Source organism: Enterovibrio qingdaonensis, assembly GCF_028683135.1.
GTDB lineage: Bacteria > Pseudomonadota > Gammaproteobacteria > Enterobacterales > Vibrionaceae > Enterovibrio > Enterovibrio qingdaonensis.
The window spans coordinates 227382-243362 of sequence record NZ_JAJUBB010000003.1 but is presented as its reverse complement, the minus strand read 5'-3'; the positions used below and the strand labels follow the sequence as shown (position 1 = coordinate 243362).

Genomic DNA, 15981 nt, shown 5'->3' with positions numbered 1-15981 from the left:
GACTCCAATGTGTATCCATAAATTAAATATAGAACAGAGTCTCAAATATGCGCTGGGATTTTCTTATGTAAGACATTGACGGGTATAAAAAACCCCGATGAAATCGGGGCTGTTATCACATTCATTTTTAGCTAAACGGCTTGCGCAGATAAAAACTCGGACTTTCTAGAATTAAATTTATCTACAAGTGCTTCTACCGCAGTCTGCTCGTATTCACGCAGTCCACTGCACACCATCGTTTTCTTGCCTTCACCAATCACTTCACCGTCTTCTTTGAAGCAGAAAGCGAGTGTTACGGTTCCGCGCTTACCTGATACATCCATGATGGAGTCAGTGAGTTCGACAGTCGGGCAGGTGAAATTTAGATGATGGAAATTGAGTTCCATGCTTTCGTAAATAACCAGTGGTCTTTCTGGGTTAATCATCATGCCGCTTTGTTCCATAAGAGGAACCATGATGTGAGGGAAGTTCATACCCGAAAATTTCACATAGTTTTCGGCTACGCAAGCGGCGAGACTTTCATTTACGAGATTCTTACCTTCTCGTTGCATCGTCAGATACAGCTTGCCATTGTTATCCGTTACTTCTAACGCACCGCCATCACAGTCACGAAGCTCTAGGCTAACGTTATCTGAAATCATGCCAGCAAAAGAAACGCACATTTTTTCGCTGATACCTGCTTTAGCAAGTAAGACAGAGAAGAGTAAATCACCCGGCACACAGAATCTTTTTGAGTCTTCATCGTGAATAGGGTTGAAATCGCCGGCGACTAACTTCGCAAAGTGGCTTGCTTGTTTACGCGTAAAAACTAACTGACCGTTGCTCTGATTGAAGTAATTGTTTAGCTGCATGTTCTTTTTCTGGTGGTTGGACACAGTTTAACTTGGCTCGCATTGTAACTGACTAAGTCGATTTTAATGGTCTAGCCAGTTAGGTCAGACAAAACTAGAGGATATGCCCTTGATAAATCCTATCAAATACCTTGTTTTGGAGACTAGGAACCATCGTTTTTGGGAAAAAGAGAAGGTTAGGTAGATGATGTAAGGGCATCCACACCATACCAATCTGATCTTTATCAGGTGCCATAGGCTGGGTAACCTGCTCGAAGTGTTTTGCTTCAACAAAGAGTTCGATTTGATGCAGATGTTCAGGAAGGTACGTCGTATCTAGGAGATCTGCGATGACTTCTCGCACAAACAGCACGTCTCCCATAACGGCTTTACCGCCAGTTTCTTCAAGTAGTTCACGGTCAAATGCCTGAGCCATCGTCTCGTTATGCTGAATGCCACCACCGGGCAATATATACCACAACCCGCGATCGTCCCGGTGCTCGGCGAGTAAAATCGCGTTATCTTTATAGCAAACAGCGCGGACAGATACTCGTAATGGGTGCATAGTGACTCCAATGTCCTTATGAATATTTGTCTATAGTACAAAGCTTGCTGTGCGGTGGGAACCCAGTCTAATTCAACTGACTATTTGTGCGTAGAAAGACTTTTGTTATCGATGGGTTTAGCCACATTTGCGTCATAAAACTTAAAGAAGTTCTTACCATTATTTTTGACGAAATACATGGCTTCATCGGCTTTTTCAATGAGAGAGCTGATGGAGTTGTCGTTGTCTGGATACAGACTAATACCTATGCTTGAGCCTACTGTTGCAGTCTGCTCGTGACCAATTTTAACAGGGAGAGAGATTTGATGCTGAAGGTCTGCGGCAATGTCAGTAACAGCGGTTTCATAGCTAGGGTTAAAAGAGAAACCAATTAAAAACTCATCGCCGCCCCAACGCGCAACCACATCTGAACCTCGAAAAAATTGCTTGATACGGTTTGCTACTTCAATAATGACCTTATCACCCGCATCATGACCATAAGTATCATTGACGTGCTTAAACCCATCGAGGTCTATCATTAAAATGGCAAAATTACGCTGCTTCTTTTCTGCATCAATGACAGAGTTTTCTAACTTACTCATGCCAGCTCTTCGATTTAAGAGCATAGTAATCGCATCATGTTCGGCTTCATAAATAATGTTTTGCTCGCGCTCAGCGCGCTCTGTAATGTCATAAACAACGACTTCTAGAAGGCTGTCATCTGGGTTGTTAATGTCTTCTACTTTAGAAAATAGACAGTGTACCCAGCGGTCTGCAGCCCTAACTTTGTGACGAAGTTGAACGTCCATTGAGCTGAACTGATTCCCGGGCTTTGCCCAGAAATCCTCGATAAATTCTTTAATTACAGAAGGATCAAAAAAGTATCCAGTAAAGTCCGTTTTAGTAAACCGCTCAGTATCCAAAATAAACGTTTGGCCAAGAAGACGAAGAAGAGCAGGGTTGGCAACGATAAGCTGATTGCTTGCATCCAACAAGCCAATACCCGCACTGGCGCGTTCAAAAATTAGACGGAATTTTTTGGAGAGGTTTTCTGTTTCAGCACGAAGCTCTCGCTCGTTATCTATCTGATTATTAACCGCACTTAAAAGACCATTGATATCCTTCACGAGTGCGCCAATTTCGTTATTTTGGTGGGCTAAGGGAACATCAATGCGCGTTGAATCGCCTGGCGCAATTAAATGAAATCGATTGGCGATATTTTTCATCGGTTCAGTCAGAATTTTATTCACGATAAACAGAGTCAGTAGTGCGATGGTGATCGAGTAGGTCACCAAGACAATGGCCTGCATCTTCGCTAACGAAACTGCATTGTTTTCAATGTATTGTTGGTTAGGGTAAACCAACAAGTCACCAACATATTCTGATTTATCGAACGGAGACAGGATCGGAAAAACGACCGCGGTTTCAGATTGATTAATCACATCACGATTTTCGAATGAAGCTGTCAACCCGTTTTGGCTGGTGAGTCGGGCTGCTGAAATGATGTCATTTGCTTCTAATCCACTCAGTACTTCTTCGGCCAACTCCTTATTACCTAAGTAAAGAGCGATGGACGCTGTTTGTTCGACGGTGGTGATAATCTGCTTAATCTGACTGCGTGAGCGGTCGACTTCTTGATGGTACGAAATATAGAACCATATTAACGAAGCGATGATAGAAAAGATGACCGCTCCGCCGGCAACACCACCGGCAACGCGAATATGGATTTTCTTATTAAGGATCTTCAAATCTAAATACCACTTTCAATCCGTCAGCGAGGTCTGACTCTCTGATGTATGCGATGGCGTGACGATTTTCGAGAACATAGTTCACGACTGCCTGCTCTGAAGGTTTTGCTTCGGGGGGCTCTGCTTTTCCTGTGAATAACAGCCTTGCCCAATACGCATTAATCTGCGCAACGGATTTTCCGACTAGCCTATTATAAAAATCTTCCCTTATCGGGCTGTTGTCAGGCAGATCAGTTGTATCGGCGGACGTACCATCTGGGTAAGCGGTAAAGCGTCCCATGTAGATATCCATAACCTGACGAGAGGAAAGAGACTCAACGGGGTTAGCTTGATTGACAACCACAACGAGCCCCGCTTGAGCCAATGAGGCCCAAGACAAGGTGATCGATGTGAGTAGTGCCAATACTATTCTTTTCATATCAGAACACGAAACTCAAGCTAACTGAGTAGGTATCAATATAACTGGGTACAGCTGCGCTCAAGCCGTTTATGCTTGTCAGCCAACCACCAATATGGTCATTCTTTAACCATGTTCGTTCAATTTGTCCTTTCAAAGAGATTTGAGGTGAAATATCTAACCTAACGCCCATCCCGAATGTTTCCTGATCAACAAATCGGGCGTTCAGATTACTACCGATCAACTGATAGGCATCAGCAATTTGTGATACTGATTGCCCCAATGCGCTGGGGGCAGAAAGCGCGTAGAGTGAACCGATAGTTTTAGATTTCGATGCGAAGCCATAAAAGGTATTGGAATTTAAGGTACGTCCGACACTTAGGTAGCCCGCTGCCAAATCAGTGAAAAATGGCCATTCGGCATCGGTGTAACTTAGTTCTGATTGTACGTTCCAATCCCCCGTTTCGTAGAGAGCCCCAAGCGAGTAATAAGAGATTCGTGTATCACTCAATTTGAAATCGTTAGAGAAACGAGAAGCACCAGGCCAAAGTAGCTCGAGGTTGGGTACTCCGGACAAACTTGAGGTTAGGCTCGCCGCAGGCTCGCCTTCTTTTGCCTTAGTGGTCGCGGCGACTGAAGAAAAAAGCCATTGTTCGAGTGAATAGGTCAACTTACCACCAATAATGGGTGACAGTGTAACATTGTGGGGTTCAAAGATGGTTTCTATCGTAACTTCTGAACTACCACCAAATAGTCTTGCTTCAAAAATACCATCACCAAGAGGTGCACTGTATGCAATGTCACCACCATCTATGTAGGTCACCGGAATCGCAGAGTAAAAATCGGTTATAGGTTTGGTCCAGAGGTACGCAAACCCAACGTCCCTGTATTCGGAAAGCATATAAATGGGGGTCGCTATTCGACCAGCGCGAACCGTGATGTTTTGAGTGGGTCTATAACGAAGAAAAGCCCAGGTAATTGTTTTATTGAGGTTATTATCGAGCCTGTCTTGAAGAACACCTTGGATGACCGCATCGAACTGGTCGTTGATATTGGCATTTAGTTGAAGGCCAAACGAAGAACCTGGCTTTAAACTCCATTCATCAAAAAGTGCTTCTTTAGAGAGGTCGTATTTGAATCCTAAATTTTCCGTTCCCGACTTAATGACGCTAACATTGCCAAAACCACTAACGCGCAGGTTATCGCTCGCTGAGGCAAAACTGCTCGCGAGTAAAGTAAGACAAACCGTTCCCATCACGCTAAGTCGTCGAGGCAATAGCATCTCTAAGTATCAAAGTTGGTACGTTAATTAAATATAAGACATTTTTTAGATTTCATTGGGTTATTCGTGTTGCAAGTACGAATTCGACCATGGTCTAGCATTGCTGGCCTGTCATGGACTTTCCAACAATGTTATAAAGGTTATTAAATTAACGAGATAGGACGCTCTAAATGCAATTTCCCCACCAAAATATCGTGATTCTTACTGGCGCAGGCATTTCCGCTGAATCAGGAATTAGAACATTTCGCGCTCAAGATGGTTTGTGGGAAGAGCACCATATCGAAGATGTCGCCACCCCAGAAGGTTTTGCGAGAAACCCTGCACTCGTCCAAACCTTTTACAATGCGCGTCGAAGACAGCTTCAATCGGGAGTAGAGCCAAACGCAGCACATGAAGCACTCGCAAAACTCGAAAAGGAGCTAGACGGTAAGGTCACAATCGTGACGCAAAATATTGATAATCTGCATGAACGAGCGGGCAGCGAAAACGTCATTCATATGCATGGGGAACTGCTAAAAGCCCGCTGCAGCACATCTAATCAGGTATTGGATTGGACGGATGACATCATGGTAGATGACCAGTGTCATTGTTGTCAGATCCCATCGCCGATGCGCCCACATGTGGTCTGGTTCGGTGAGATGCCCATAGCAATGGATAAAATCCACGATGCATTGATGGAAGCCGACTTATTTATTTCGATTGGTACCTCTGGTGCGGTTTACCCTGCAGCGGGATTTGTTCATGAAGCTTCCATAGGCGGAGCAAGAACGATTGAAGTAAATTTGGAGCCAAGTGCAGTCGAAAGTGAGTTCGATGAAAAGCGGTATGGGAAAGCAACCGTGCTGGTTCCGGAACTGGTCGAAGAATTGCTAAATATGGGTAAGTAGGACGGTTTGGCGAGACATAAAAAAAGCGGCACTGAATGCCGCTTTTTTGTATTTAAGGCGAGTTATTAACGCTTAACGATTATTGACCCGCTTTCAGCTTCTGGAAGTACTCTTCGTAAAGCACGTTTGCTTCACCGACAGAGCCTTGCCATTCGCCATTTTCCATCACATCTTGTGGTGGATAAACACTAGGATCATCTTTAAACGCTTTAGGCAGCAGCGGGTAGGCTGCTTTCACTGGCGTTGGGTAACCAATTTCAATGGCCAATTTCGCTGCATTTTCTGGACGAAGCAGGAAATCGATCATTTTATGCGCGGCATCGACGTTTTTCGCTGTTGCAGGGATAGCCAAGCTGTCCATCCAGAAAATCGCACCTTCTTTAGGCCATACGATGTCTACAGGTGCACCTTCGCTACGTGCGATGTATGCAGAGCCATTCCAAAGCATGCCTAGCGCAACTTCGCCAGCCATGTAAGGGTTTGCCGGGAAGTCTGAGTTGAATACCAGCACGTTTGGCATGATTTTCTTCAGTTCTTCATAAGCTGCTTTGATTTCGTCTGGATTTTGCGTGTTTGCAGAGTAACCCAGTTTGCGCAGTGCGATATGGAAGAACTCACGCGCATCATCCATCATCAGCAATTGACCTTCGTATTCTGGATTCCAAAGGTCGGCCCAAGAATGCACGCTGTCTTTTTCGATGATGTCAGTATTAACACCAATACCTGTCGCACCCCAAATGTAGGGTACAGAGTATTCATTGTTTGGGTCGAACGGCTTGTTAAGCTGATTCGGATCCAGGCCATCAAAATGGGTCAGCTTCGATTTGTCGAGCTTTTGCAGCATGCCTTCGTCACGCATCTTTTGAACGTAGTACGTCGAAGGAACAACCAAGTCATAACCTTCTGGATGCGTCTTCAGTTTCGCATACATACTTTCGTTAGATTCGTACGTTGAGTAGATAACCTTGATGCCGGTTTCTTCAGTAAACTCTTCCAGTACTTCCGTAGGGATGTACTCAGACCAGTTATAGAAATAAAGCTCATTATCAGCAGCAAGTGCTGTGTTTGAGAAAAGAGAGACGGCCAGAGAACTGCCTAGCACAAACTTAGACCAGGGTTTCATCGACAACTCCTGCAGTTTTATATTGGTATTGATAGGTTAGGATAACGGCTACACAACGCTAGCCGTGACTGAATAATGCGAAATTAGAAAAGGGCAGGCGAGGCCTGCCCTAAACAGTTATCGCACCTTATCGCGCGCCAGTAATTGAGAGCAAATTACCAGTACGAGAGAGACGATAAGCATTAGCGTTGCTAGTGCGTTTACTTCCGGTGATACGCCAACTTTAACCATTGAATAAATCTTCAAAGGTAAGATTTCGTAGCTTGGGCCTGTCACAAAGGAACTGACGATTACATCATCCAGCGACAGCGTAAAGCTGAGCAACCAGCCAGCAGCGACAGCAGGTGCTGCCAGCGGAAGAATAATCTTGGTTAGGATTACCCATTCACTTGCTGCTAAATCTTTCGCCGCTTCAAGCATGCGAAGATCGAAACCATTTAAGCGGCTGTAAACCGTCACGACCACAAACGGCAAACAGAAGGTAATGTGAGACAATAACAAGGTTAGGAAACCAAGTTGCGCGCCTAACAATACAAACAATGCCAGAAGTGATATCGCCATCACGATATCTGGCGACATCATGACCACGAACAGCATGCCGTTGACAAAGTTCTTTCCACGGAAGCGGTAACGGTAAAGTGCAACCGCTGTCAAACTACCGATAATTGCTGCTGCTGACGCAGACAAAACTGCGATTGTCAGCGAGTTACCAGCCGCTTGTACCAAGCTGTCATTGTTCAGAAGTTGGGTATACCACTTGGTGGTAAAACCCTTCCAATCCATCCCGAACTTACTTTCGTTAAACGAGTTAACGATAAGAATGATGATAGGGATGTAAAGAAACGCATAGACCAGCGACATAAAACTGGTTTTGAAAAAACGACTCATTCCAGCTCTACCTTCTTGTTCATTAGCTTGCCAACACGCCAGTAGGCGAGAAGCATCAGACCCATCAAGACAGTCAACGAGATACTTGCAGCTGAACCAAACGGCCAGTCACGTACGTTGAGAATTTGGCTCTTGATGACGTTACCAATCAACAGGTTCTTCGCGCCACCCAGCAGGTCAGACACATAGAACATGCCGAGCGCAGGGAGCAGAACCAGAAGACAGCCTGCAATAATGCCTGGCATTGTCAAAGGCAGGATAACCTTGATGAATGCCTGCAATTTACTTGCGCCTAGATCTTTCGCCGCTTCAAGATAGCTGTTGTCCAACTTCTCAATACTTGAGTAAAGCGGCAGAATCATAAACGGCAGCAGGATATAGACTAAACCAATCATTACGGCATATTCGGTGTACATAATACGCAATGGCTTGTCGATCAAACCAAGCGTTAGCAAACCTTCGTTAAGCAGGCCGCGGGTACCCAGAAATATTTTCAGGCCGTAAGTACGGATCAAGGAATTGGTCCAAAAAGGAACAATGACCATGAACAGCATGATTGGTCGCCATTTTTGCGGCATGCGCGCGATGACATAGGCAAACGGATAGCCGATCATCAAACACAACATGGTAGCAATGGCAGCCATATAGAAAGAATGCCAGACAACCTTTGCGTAAAGAGGATCCATCAACTTGGCATAATTGCTCAAGGTGAAAGTCATCTCGATCAGGTTTGCGTCGTCGCGGGTCAGGAAACTGGTGATGATAATCATCATGTTCGGAATAAATACGAACAGCAGTAACCAACCTACAATTACACCGATAATGGCGTTCTGGAGATTAATCTTCTTCATCAGGCAGTACCACTTCCCAGCTTTCAACCCAGGTAATTGCAACTTTCTGATCCAATGAGTGGTCAACATCTGGATCGTCTTCGTTGAAGAACTCGCTAACCATCACCGACATGCCTGATTCCAGTTCAAGAACCGAATCCAGCGTCATACCTTTGTAGTTACGTTCACGAACGTAGCCGACGATACCGTTACCTGATTCAGTTGCGCTGATTTCTTCAATGCGCAAATCTTCAGGACGCAGCAGTACCTTCACTTTATCGCCAACCGAAACGTCCAGCTTACAATAAACCTGACATTCACGGCCTTCGACAGTTGCGGTGATACGCTCTTCGTCAATACGTGCAATTACATGTGCGTCAAATACGTTGATCTCACCGATAAAGCGCGCGACAAACAAGTTTGCTGGCTCTTCGTAGATCTCACGTGGTGTACCATCCTGAACAACCTTACCGGCTTTCATTACGATGATACGATCTGACATTGAAAGGGCTTCTTCTTGATCGTGCGTGACGAAAATGAAGGTGATACCCAGCTTACGCTGAAGTTGCTTGAGTTCCATTTGCATCTGCTTACGCAGTTTGTAGTCCAACGCAGACAGGGATTCATCAAGCAGGAGTACTTTTGGCTTGTTAACAACCGCGCGTGCAATCGCAACACGTTGTTGTTGACCGCCAGAAAGCTGATGAGGTTTGCGAGGCGCAAATTTCTCAAGCTGAACCATGCGAAGAGCTTCCATTACACGCGGTTCGATTTCACGTTCGGCAACTTTCTGCATGCGCAGACCGAAAGCGACGTTTTCGAACACAGTCATGTGTGGGAAAAGCGCATAGCTCTGAAAGACGGTATTGACGTGGCGTTGTTCCGCGGGGATAGCGGTTACGTCTTGTTCGTCAAGGATAATGTGGCCATCGTCTGCATCTTCAAGACCTGCAATCAAACGAAGAACTGTGGTCTTGCCACAACCTGACGGACCTAGGATTGTCAAAAACTCGCCGTTGTTAATCTCGAGATCAAAAGATGAAATGATCTCCTTGCCATCAAAACTCTTACAAAGCCCTTTAAGCTGAACAACGGGTTTTTTCATTGGTTGTGTTGCGTTCAATTCTACTCTCTCTCCTTACACCACGGGCGATTAGCTAGTAAAAATTCCCCTAAAAAGTAGACGGCGCATGATAGACGTGCAAACCATGAAGTTAAAGCGTTTTTTTTTGTTTTAACAGTAAAACTTTGCCCAAAAAATCCAATGCCGCAATGATGTGGAGAAACATCGACCAATTCGGCGCGTTGTGAAGCATATCTCAAATTGCGGCGCGTAAGCGTCGATTAGTATAGCCGCAATACTGTCTGGCTAAAAATGCACCTGCGTGAGACGCGTTTAAAAAAATCACCTATAACTTTATAAGTGGGGAACTTTCTTAGGCTAAAGACAAAAGTTACTTTGCTATGAATAAACAACAATTGAGCAACGCATTACATGTTGGTGGCACGCTTGAAAATGCTTTGACGGGTAATTACAAACTTAGTGCGTCGAGTGTGGTTCAAGAAGCCGTTAAGCTGACACAAAAACACTTCTGGCGATTTTTACCTGCAACTGTTGTATTGGCAGGTGCGAATCTCGCCATTTTTCTTGTCGTCCTTTCTTTGATGGTTGATTCACCAATGCACGTGGTTACCGCGTTCATCGGTCAACGTCAAATGACACCGGATATGCTAGCGGCAGGTAGGATTGCGCTATTTGCATCGACAGTGTTTAGTGCGCCACTTTATGCTGGGGCGAGTTTGATGGGACTCAGTCACGCGATTGGGTTTAGAACAAAACCTCGTCATATCGTAAAAGGGTTGGCGTATGCCGTGGCCGTGATTCTCGCTATGGGATTTATTTCCGCGCTACAGAGTTTTGGTAATCAAATTTTACCCTTGTTAGGCATATTTCTAGGAATTGCCTTCTCCATGACAATCCTTCTTATCTGTGAGAAGCGATTACGTCCTGTTGAGGCAATGATCGTTTCTTTTAGAGCGATCACAAAAAAAATGATACCATTGACACTTGTTTACATCGTCATCGCTGTGCTTTTTCTATTTTCCTATGCCACAGCAGGTATAGCTCTCGTCTGGGCATTGCCATTCATGTTCAATGTTAAAGGCGTACTATATCGCGAGATGTTCGGTGTTGGTATAGAAGTGACCGTGTCACAAGAGGGTGATGATGATTCATCTTCTGGGGACGGTAATAAAGAGGTTTTCAACGCTTAAATGAAGCTTTCGTTTGCTGTTTTGGCTTCGGCTCTACTGCTGTCTGCGTGTAGCGAAGCACCACATACCCCCGTTACTAATATCAACCAACTTCAACCGGCTTCACCTCCACCAGAAATGGTGCAGAAGCCGGATTTCGCGTCATACAAAATAGTGACGGAAAAGAAACAAGCTTTTGCAGATTTTCTTAAGCCGGGTGTTAACTATATTAACGGGCTGATTGAAAACGCACGCACTAGGCTTACTACCTTGTCGACGGCGAAGAGCCTGTCAACAAGCGACAATGAGTTTCTTAGCAATGTTGCAGAACTCTTCAGCCTACCTTTACCAGAGACTGGTGCTGATCAAGCATGGTTTAAAGAAGCCCTGAAACGGGTCGATGTTATTCCTATGGATTTGGTATTGAGTCAGGCGGCGATCGAATCAGGGTGGGGTACATCACGATTCGCTCGAGAAGGTAACAATTACTTCGGTCAGTGGTGTTACACTCAGGGTTGTGGCATGGTGCCAAGTGCACGTAGCTCGGGCAAATTTCACGAAGTCGCTACATATAAAGACCCACTCCAATCTATTCGCGCCTATTTTTTAAACGTGAACCGCAACCGTGCATATTCGCAGTTGCGTGATATTCGCGCTGAACTTAGAAAAGAGCATGAACCTATTTCAGGTACAGCACTTGCGAATGGATTGTTGAGTTACTCCTCGCGTGGTCAGGCTTATGTGAACGAAGTTCAAGGCATGATAAGCCATAATCAGCAGTATTGGAGCCAAGGATGATTAAAGGACTTACGGCTGCCTTAGTGGCAGCTGTAATTTCAGTACCTGTTGCCGCAGCACAGGTTGAATTGAGATACAGCAAGTTATACTCCCAACTAAAACATAATTATGGTGAAAACCATCCTGATGTAAAAATTGGTTACTTTCTCATTTCCCCAGAAACAGGGAACGTATGTGAAATAACGAAAGCATGGATGATTAAAAAAGAACATTCTGAAGTTTTTACCATTCCGCCTTCTCAAGAATTACCACTTCCTATCGATAATCACCTACGGCAGGTTAACCCTGATGTGTTTATTGAAACTGCAGGGGATGGTGTATGCGATGTGTCATATCAAGTCATGGCGAACACAGCGTTTGACGAGGCAATAAGTGCAGAAGACATTCAGAGCCTTGTTCCCCAAATGACCGCGATGATGAAAGATTTGGGCGGTATGTTTGCTTCTTGGTTTATGCCTGATGTCGAAGGGGTAATGGTGCACTTTGCTGAACCTGTTTCTTCGCTCTCGACATCTAACGGACGAAGCATTGAGGTTAACGGCAAGGTAGCGGTAATCCGCCTTGACGAGCTTAAGCAAGGTGAGACAATCGCATTTTCTCAGCCTCCGCTGAAAGTTACGCCGTGGATTCCACAGACCTAAACTCTCCTTCGCCGCCTCAGCGTAAGATTTTTTGCTGGGGCGGCGCATCTTCGGCAGCACTTCTTTTATAACTGCATTGATTTTTCATCAAAGCATTTCAACGACTCCAAAAGATACGTATAATCGCCCGCCTGTTAAAATCTACCGTCGGTTCAATCGACAATTTGAGAACAACAAATGAATCAGAAAGATACAAGAAAAGAGACACTTGAATTCAACAAACTCCAAAAACGCTTAAGGAGAAATGTTGGTAGTGCTATCGCTGACTACAATATGATCGAAGAGAATGATGTCGTCATGGCGTGTATCAGTGGTGGTAAAGATTCATTTGCGATGCTTGATATCTTGCTGAACCTGCAGGCTGCGGCACCGATCAAGTTCGATGTTGTTGCTGTAAATCTAGATCAAAAACAGCCGGGTTTTCCTGAGCATATTTTGCCAGAGTACTTCGAAAGCCTGAACATCCCGTATTACATCGTTGATAAAGATACTTACTCGGTAGTAAAAGAGAAAGTCCCAGAAGGTAAAACAACCTGTGGTTTGTGTTCGCGTCTTCGTCGCGGCACCCTTTACTCTTTTGCAGAGAAGATTGGTGCAACTAAGTTAGCGTTAGGCCACCACATGGACGATATCGTTGAAACCATGTTCTTGAACATGTTCCACGGGTCACGCTTGAAAGCCATGCCGCCTAAGCTTCGTTCAGATGATGGACGTAATGTTGTGATTCGTCCTCTTACATACTGCCGTGAGAAAGATCTGATCAAATATGCTGAGCATAAAGACTTCCCGATTATTCCTTGTAACCTTTGTGGTTCACAGGAAAATCTGCAACGCCAATCGATTAAGGCGATGCTTACTGAGTGGGATAAAAAGACACCAGGTCGCGTCGAAAGCATTTTCAAGTCGATTCAGAACGTAAGCCCAAGTCAGTTGGCGGATCGTGAATTGTTTGATTTTGTGAATTTGCCACTAGACCGTGAAGGTGACCGTGGTGAATACGAATTTAGTGAAGCGGTCGTTTCTTCGTCAAACATTGATGAGTCACTGTTCATCGATGTCACTAACGTATAATCCAACGTACGTTTATTGAACATAAGAAAGGGGGAACAACACGTTGTTCCCCCTTTTTGTTTGTCTGTAGCGTTTATTTATCGTGATATTTTCTCGTTATGTTTTCGTTTTCATCCCAAGCTTACATTTGGTGCGAGCGGGCTGACATAACCGTCCGGCTTAATCGCGAGAACATCACAGTCTAATTGGTCAATAGTGTGCTCTGCTGTGTTTCCGATAAAAATGGCAGAGAGACCAATGCGTCCGGTTGTACCTAATATGACGAGTTCTGCATCCAATTCTTTGGCGACGGCAGGAATAACATCTTCAGGTAGACCTTCTTGGCAATGTGTTTGTGCTTCATCAATGCAGTGCTTTTGGCGTAACGCTTTCATTTGTAGTAGATGATGACCGCGAACCGCATCGGTATATGACGCAGGATCAAATTCCGGCAGTTCGATGGTGACGTTGACGGGCGTTGCCGGATACGCATTGACGAGATTTACTTCAGCTTCAAGCAATTTACTCATTGCATTAGCTTCATTAATCAGCTTGTCATTAAGTGGAATGTGCGCTTCATTTTCAGAGGCTACATTGACGGCGGCGAGAACTTTTCCGTTAGCTGGCCAGCCATGTTCTTTTACAAGCAGTACGGGGCAGGGGCATTTGCGCAGTAAGTGCCAATCGGTTGGTGTAAAGATAACCGAACCGAGTTTGTCATGCTTGTGAGTTGCTTTCACTAAAAGATCGTGTTCGCCATCAAAGACCTGCGCAATCATGCTTTCGTAGGGGCGATTATGCCAAACAACATGGTTTACAACGGACACGTCAGACGTATCGTGTTGTTCAACGAGAGATGTCACCCATTCTTCACGCTGACGCAGAACACCAGCACGCATCGCTTGGCGCTCCTCTGCGGAGAGCATGGATGTCATTTCATATGAAAAATCGTAGATAGCAAGGAAAAGCGTCAGTTTAACTGGCGCAGATGATTTGTTTGCTATGTCCAGAGCGCGCGAAAGGGCGGGTTGTTCTTCGTGGTCGGGATCGATAGCGACAAGCAAGTTGGTATATCTGTTCATAACAACCTCCAGCTGTGTGATGCCGATACTTTAATGTAACGCAAACTCAGCCAATGTTGCGACAAATTCAGATAAATATAAGTTAAAAAAGAGAAATGGCACCAAAAGTGCCATTTCTAAAAGTTACGATGATGAGTGAAGAGTTAGCCGCGAGTAATGCCTGCGAGGCGGCTCAGTTCATCGTGGTCAAGAATGGTGATGTACTTGCCTTTAACGCTTAGCATGCCACTTTTTTGGAATCGACCCAGAAGGCGGCTGATGGTCTCAACAGTCAAACCGAGATAGTTACCAATATCACCACGCGTCATGGTTAAACGGAACTCTTTCGCAGAAAAACCGCGCTGAGAGAAACGCGTTGATAGGCTATGTAAGAATGCCGCTAAACGTTCTTCTGCATTCTTTTTAGAAAGAAGCAGAATCATTTCCTGATCACCTTTAATTTCGCTACTCATAAGACGCATGATTTGTTGGCGAAGCTTAGGCATTTTGCCAGACAGGTCATCAAGAATTTCGAATGGGATCTCACAGACCATTGATGTTTCTAAAGCTTGCGCAAAGCTTGGGTGAGACATGTGGTTGATTGCGTCAAATCCGACTAAATCACCGGCGAGGTGGAACGCTGTAATTTGTTCGTCACCTTGCTCAGTTATGGTGTAGCTTTTGATTGTGCCAGAGCGGATAGCATAGAGAGAGCGCAGTTGGTCACCTGCTTGGAAAAGCGGCTGTCCTTTCTGAATTGGCTTTTTGCGTTCAATGATTTGGTCAAGCTGATTTAGCTCACTTTCGCTTAATGTAAATGGAATACAAAGCTGACTGATACTGCAGTCTTGGCAGTGAATTGCGCATCCGCCAGATTGAACACGTTTGGTGATGATTTTTTCTTGAATCATGAGCCTGCTTAGCCAAATTGATTTGAGTCAATATTTTACCATTTCTACGTGCAAAAGCGAGAGCTACTGAAACTGATTGTACACATTATGAGCGGTAATTATTCCGTACATTAGGAGTATCAAAGATGAGAAACGTCGAAATATCAAATTATTAAGTAGTCCCTTCATGTATTCAGCCGCACTTCCAACTAAAATCATTGCGGGTAGAGTTCCGATCCCAAATGCGAGCATTATCAATAATCCGTGAGTTGCATTTCCTGCGACAGCCGCCCAACTGAGAGCCGAATAGACTAAACCACAAGGCAGCCAGCCCCAGACCATCCCAAAGGGTAGAGCGGAAACGGAATGCTTCAATGGCAACAATTTTGACGCGAGCGGTGATATTCGCTTCCAAAGATGCTGGCCTAACTTTTCGATATGGGAAAGGCCATTCCAAAATCTTCCGATATACAATGCCAATAAAATTAACATGATTGCGGCGAGAAGACGCAACCATAGAAGGCCTTGTGAAAACGAAGAAACGCCGACAACCCCAGATACAATGCCTCCTGCAATCGCGCCAATCGCGCAGTAGGAAATCAATCGACCAGAGTTGTAGTAAAGAAGGTAAGGTAATTTGCTCTTGTTGTTTGGTGTCCCAATGGTCACTGCGGCTGCAACGCCCCCGCACATACCTAGGCAATGACCCGCACCGAGTAACCCGACCATGAAGGCTGCTAAAAAATCGGATACTGGCAT

At 44.9% G+C, this 15981-nt stretch carries 17 protein-coding genes; 5 read left to right on the top strand and 12 right to left on the bottom strand.

What is annotated here, in order from left to right:
• Positions 1-131: 131 nt before the first annotated feature.
• The 5 genes from LRP49_RS05960 to LRP49_RS05940 form a co-directional block, all read right to left on the bottom strand.
• On the bottom strand, positions 132-851 hold the full coding sequence (locus LRP49_RS05960; protein WP_274140883.1) for a DUF3581 family protein: 720 nt from the start codon (positions 849-851) through the stop codon (positions 132-134).
• Positions 852-945: 94 nt separating this feature from the next.
• Positions 946-1395: an NUDIX domain-containing protein gene (locus tag LRP49_RS05955; protein ID WP_274140882.1), complete on the bottom strand. Its 450-nt coding sequence runs from the start codon at positions 1393-1395 to the stop codon at positions 946-948.
• Positions 1396-1475: 80 nt separating this feature from the next.
• Positions 1476-3122, bottom strand: coding sequence for a sensor domain-containing diguanylate cyclase (locus LRP49_RS05950; RefSeq protein ID WP_274140881.1), 1647 nt, complete (start codon positions 3120-3122; stop codon positions 1476-1478).
• A complete protein-coding gene (locus LRP49_RS05945; protein WP_274140880.1) occupies positions 3109-3540 on the bottom strand; it encodes a type 2 periplasmic-binding domain-containing protein in 432 nt (143 codons plus the stop codon). The genes LRP49_RS05950 and LRP49_RS05945 overlap by 14 nt, the downstream gene beginning before the upstream one ends.
• Before the next feature lies 1 nt (position 3541).
• Positions 3542-4801 (bottom strand): porin, encoded by a 1260-nt coding sequence (locus tag LRP49_RS05940; protein WP_274140879.1) that lies wholly within the window; start codon positions 4799-4801, stop codon positions 3542-3544.
• A 170-nt stretch (positions 4802-4971) separates the two neighbouring features.
• Between LRP49_RS05940 and cobB the strand changes: the two genes are divergently transcribed.
• Complete coding sequence (cobB, locus tag LRP49_RS05935; protein ID WP_274140878.1) at positions 4972-5688, top strand: Sir2 family NAD+-dependent deacetylase; 717 nt, start codon at positions 4972-4974, stop codon at positions 5686-5688.
• A 79-nt stretch (positions 5689-5767) separates the two neighbouring features.
• On the opposite strand, the gene LRP49_RS05930 is transcribed toward cobB, so the two are convergent.
• The 4 genes from LRP49_RS05930 to potA form a co-directional block, all read right to left on the bottom strand.
• Positions 5768-6811, bottom strand: coding sequence for an extracellular solute-binding protein (locus tag LRP49_RS05930; RefSeq protein ID WP_274140877.1), 1044 nt, complete (start codon positions 6809-6811; stop codon positions 5768-5770).
• 117 nt (positions 6812-6928) lie between these two features.
• Positions 6929-7699 carry a spermidine/putrescine ABC transporter permease PotC gene (gene potC / locus LRP49_RS05925; protein ID WP_274140876.1) on the bottom strand — a complete coding sequence of 257 codons (771 nt, stop codon included), beginning with the start codon at positions 7697-7699 and terminating at the stop codon, positions 6929-6931.
• Positions 7696-8553, bottom strand: a complete 858-nt coding sequence (gene potB / locus LRP49_RS05920; protein WP_274141195.1) for a spermidine/putrescine ABC transporter permease PotB — start codon at positions 8551-8553, stop codon at positions 7696-7698. The genes potC and potB overlap by 4 nt, the downstream gene beginning before the upstream one ends.
• Positions 8537-9634: a spermidine/putrescine ABC transporter ATP-binding protein PotA gene (potA, locus tag LRP49_RS05915; protein ID WP_420791527.1), complete on the bottom strand. Its 1098-nt coding sequence runs from the start codon at positions 9632-9634 to the stop codon at positions 8537-8539. Before potA ends, potB begins: the two co-directional genes overlap by 17 nt.
• A gap of 359 nt (positions 9635-9993) precedes the next feature.
• On the opposite strand from potA, the gene LRP49_RS05910 reads away from it, so the two are divergent.
• The 4 genes from LRP49_RS05910 (at position 9994) to ttcA (ending at position 13292) form a co-directional block, all read left to right on the top strand.
• Entirely contained in the window at positions 9994-10803 is an 810-nt protein-coding gene (locus tag LRP49_RS05910) for a DUF2189 domain-containing protein (RefSeq protein WP_274140874.1), read from the top strand.
• A complete protein-coding gene (locus tag LRP49_RS05905; protein WP_274140873.1) occupies positions 10804-11580 on the top strand; it encodes a glucosaminidase domain-containing protein in 777 nt (258 codons plus the stop codon).
• Complete coding sequence (locus LRP49_RS05900; protein ID WP_274140872.1) at positions 11577-12221, top strand: DUF2987 domain-containing protein; 645 nt, start codon at positions 11577-11579, stop codon at positions 12219-12221. Before LRP49_RS05905 ends, LRP49_RS05900 begins: the two co-directional genes overlap by 4 nt.
• A 177-nt stretch (positions 12222-12398) precedes the next feature.
• Positions 12399-13292, top strand: coding sequence for a tRNA 2-thiocytidine(32) synthetase TtcA (gene ttcA, locus LRP49_RS05895; RefSeq protein ID WP_274140871.1), 894 nt, complete (start codon positions 12399-12401; stop codon positions 13290-13292).
• A 110-nt stretch (positions 13293-13402) separates the two neighbouring features.
• Here the strand turns inward: ttcA and uspE are convergent, their stop codons facing one another.
• The 3 genes from uspE to LRP49_RS05880 all read right to left on the bottom strand — a co-directional run bounded on the left by uspE (position 13403) and on the right by LRP49_RS05880 (position 15981).
• Positions 13403-14353 carry a universal stress protein UspE gene (gene uspE, locus LRP49_RS05890; protein WP_274140870.1) on the bottom strand — a complete coding sequence of 317 codons (951 nt, stop codon included), beginning with the start codon at positions 14351-14353 and terminating at the stop codon, positions 13403-13405.
• A 143-nt stretch (positions 14354-14496) separates the two neighbouring features.
• Complete coding sequence (locus tag LRP49_RS05885; RefSeq protein ID WP_274140869.1) at positions 14497-15243, bottom strand: FNR family transcription factor; 747 nt, start codon at positions 15241-15243, stop codon at positions 14497-14499.
• Between the two features lie 63 nt (positions 15244-15306).
• Positions 15307-15981: a sulfite exporter TauE/SafE family protein gene (locus LRP49_RS05880; RefSeq protein ID WP_274140868.1), complete on the bottom strand. Its 675-nt coding sequence runs from the start codon at positions 15979-15981 to the stop codon at positions 15307-15309.

What these genes read in the sequence shown, in the direction of transcription:
- LRP49_RS05960 (WP_274140883.1), bottom strand. Translation starts at nt 851, where the DNA reads ATGCAGCTAAACAATTACTTCAATCAGAGCAACGGTCAGTTAGTTTTT.
- LRP49_RS05955 (WP_274140882.1), bottom strand. Translation starts at nt 1,395, where the DNA reads ATGCACCCATTACGAGTATCTGTCCGCGCTGTTTGCTATAAAGATAAC.
- LRP49_RS05945 (WP_274140880.1), bottom strand. Translation starts at nt 3,540, where the DNA reads ATGAAAAGAATAGTATTGGCACTACTCACATCGATCACCTTGTCTTGG.
- LRP49_RS05940 (WP_274140879.1), bottom strand. Translation starts at nt 4,801, where the DNA reads ATGCTATTGCCTCGACGACTTAGCGTGATGGGAACGGTTTGTCTTACT.
- cobB (WP_274140878.1), top strand. Translation starts at nt 4,972, where the DNA reads ATGCAATTTCCCCACCAAAATATCGTGATTCTTACTGGCGCAGGCATT.
- LRP49_RS05930 (WP_274140877.1), bottom strand. Translation starts at nt 6,811, where the DNA reads ATGAAACCCTGGTCTAAGTTTGTGCTAGGCAGTTCTCTGGCCGTCTCT.
- potC (WP_274140876.1), bottom strand. Translation starts at nt 7,699, where the DNA reads ATGAGTCGTTTTTTCAAAACCAGTTTTATGTCGCTGGTCTATGCGTTT.
- potA (WP_420791527.1), bottom strand. Translation starts at nt 9,634, where the DNA reads ATGAAAAAACCCGTTGTTCAGCTTAAAGGGCTTTGTAAGAGTTTTGAT.
- LRP49_RS05910 (WP_274140874.1), top strand. Translation starts at nt 9,994, where the DNA reads ATGAATAAACAACAATTGAGCAACGCATTACATGTTGGTGGCACGCTT.
- LRP49_RS05905 (WP_274140873.1), top strand. Translation starts at nt 10,804, where the DNA reads ATGAAGCTTTCGTTTGCTGTTTTGGCTTCGGCTCTACTGCTGTCTGCG.
- LRP49_RS05900 (WP_274140872.1), top strand. Translation starts at nt 11,577, where the DNA reads ATGATTAAAGGACTTACGGCTGCCTTAGTGGCAGCTGTAATTTCAGTA.
- ttcA (WP_274140871.1), top strand. Translation starts at nt 12,399, where the DNA reads ATGAATCAGAAAGATACAAGAAAAGAGACACTTGAATTCAACAAACTC.
- uspE (WP_274140870.1), bottom strand. Translation starts at nt 14,353, where the DNA reads ATGAACAGATATACCAACTTGCTTGTCGCTATCGATCCCGACCACGAA.
- LRP49_RS05885 (WP_274140869.1), bottom strand. Translation starts at nt 15,243, where the DNA reads ATGATTCAAGAAAAAATCATCACCAAACGTGTTCAATCTGGCGGATGC.
- LRP49_RS05880 (WP_274140868.1), bottom strand. Translation starts at nt 15,981, where the DNA reads ATGCCAGTATCCGATTTTTTAGCAGCCTTCATGGTCGGGTTACTCGGT.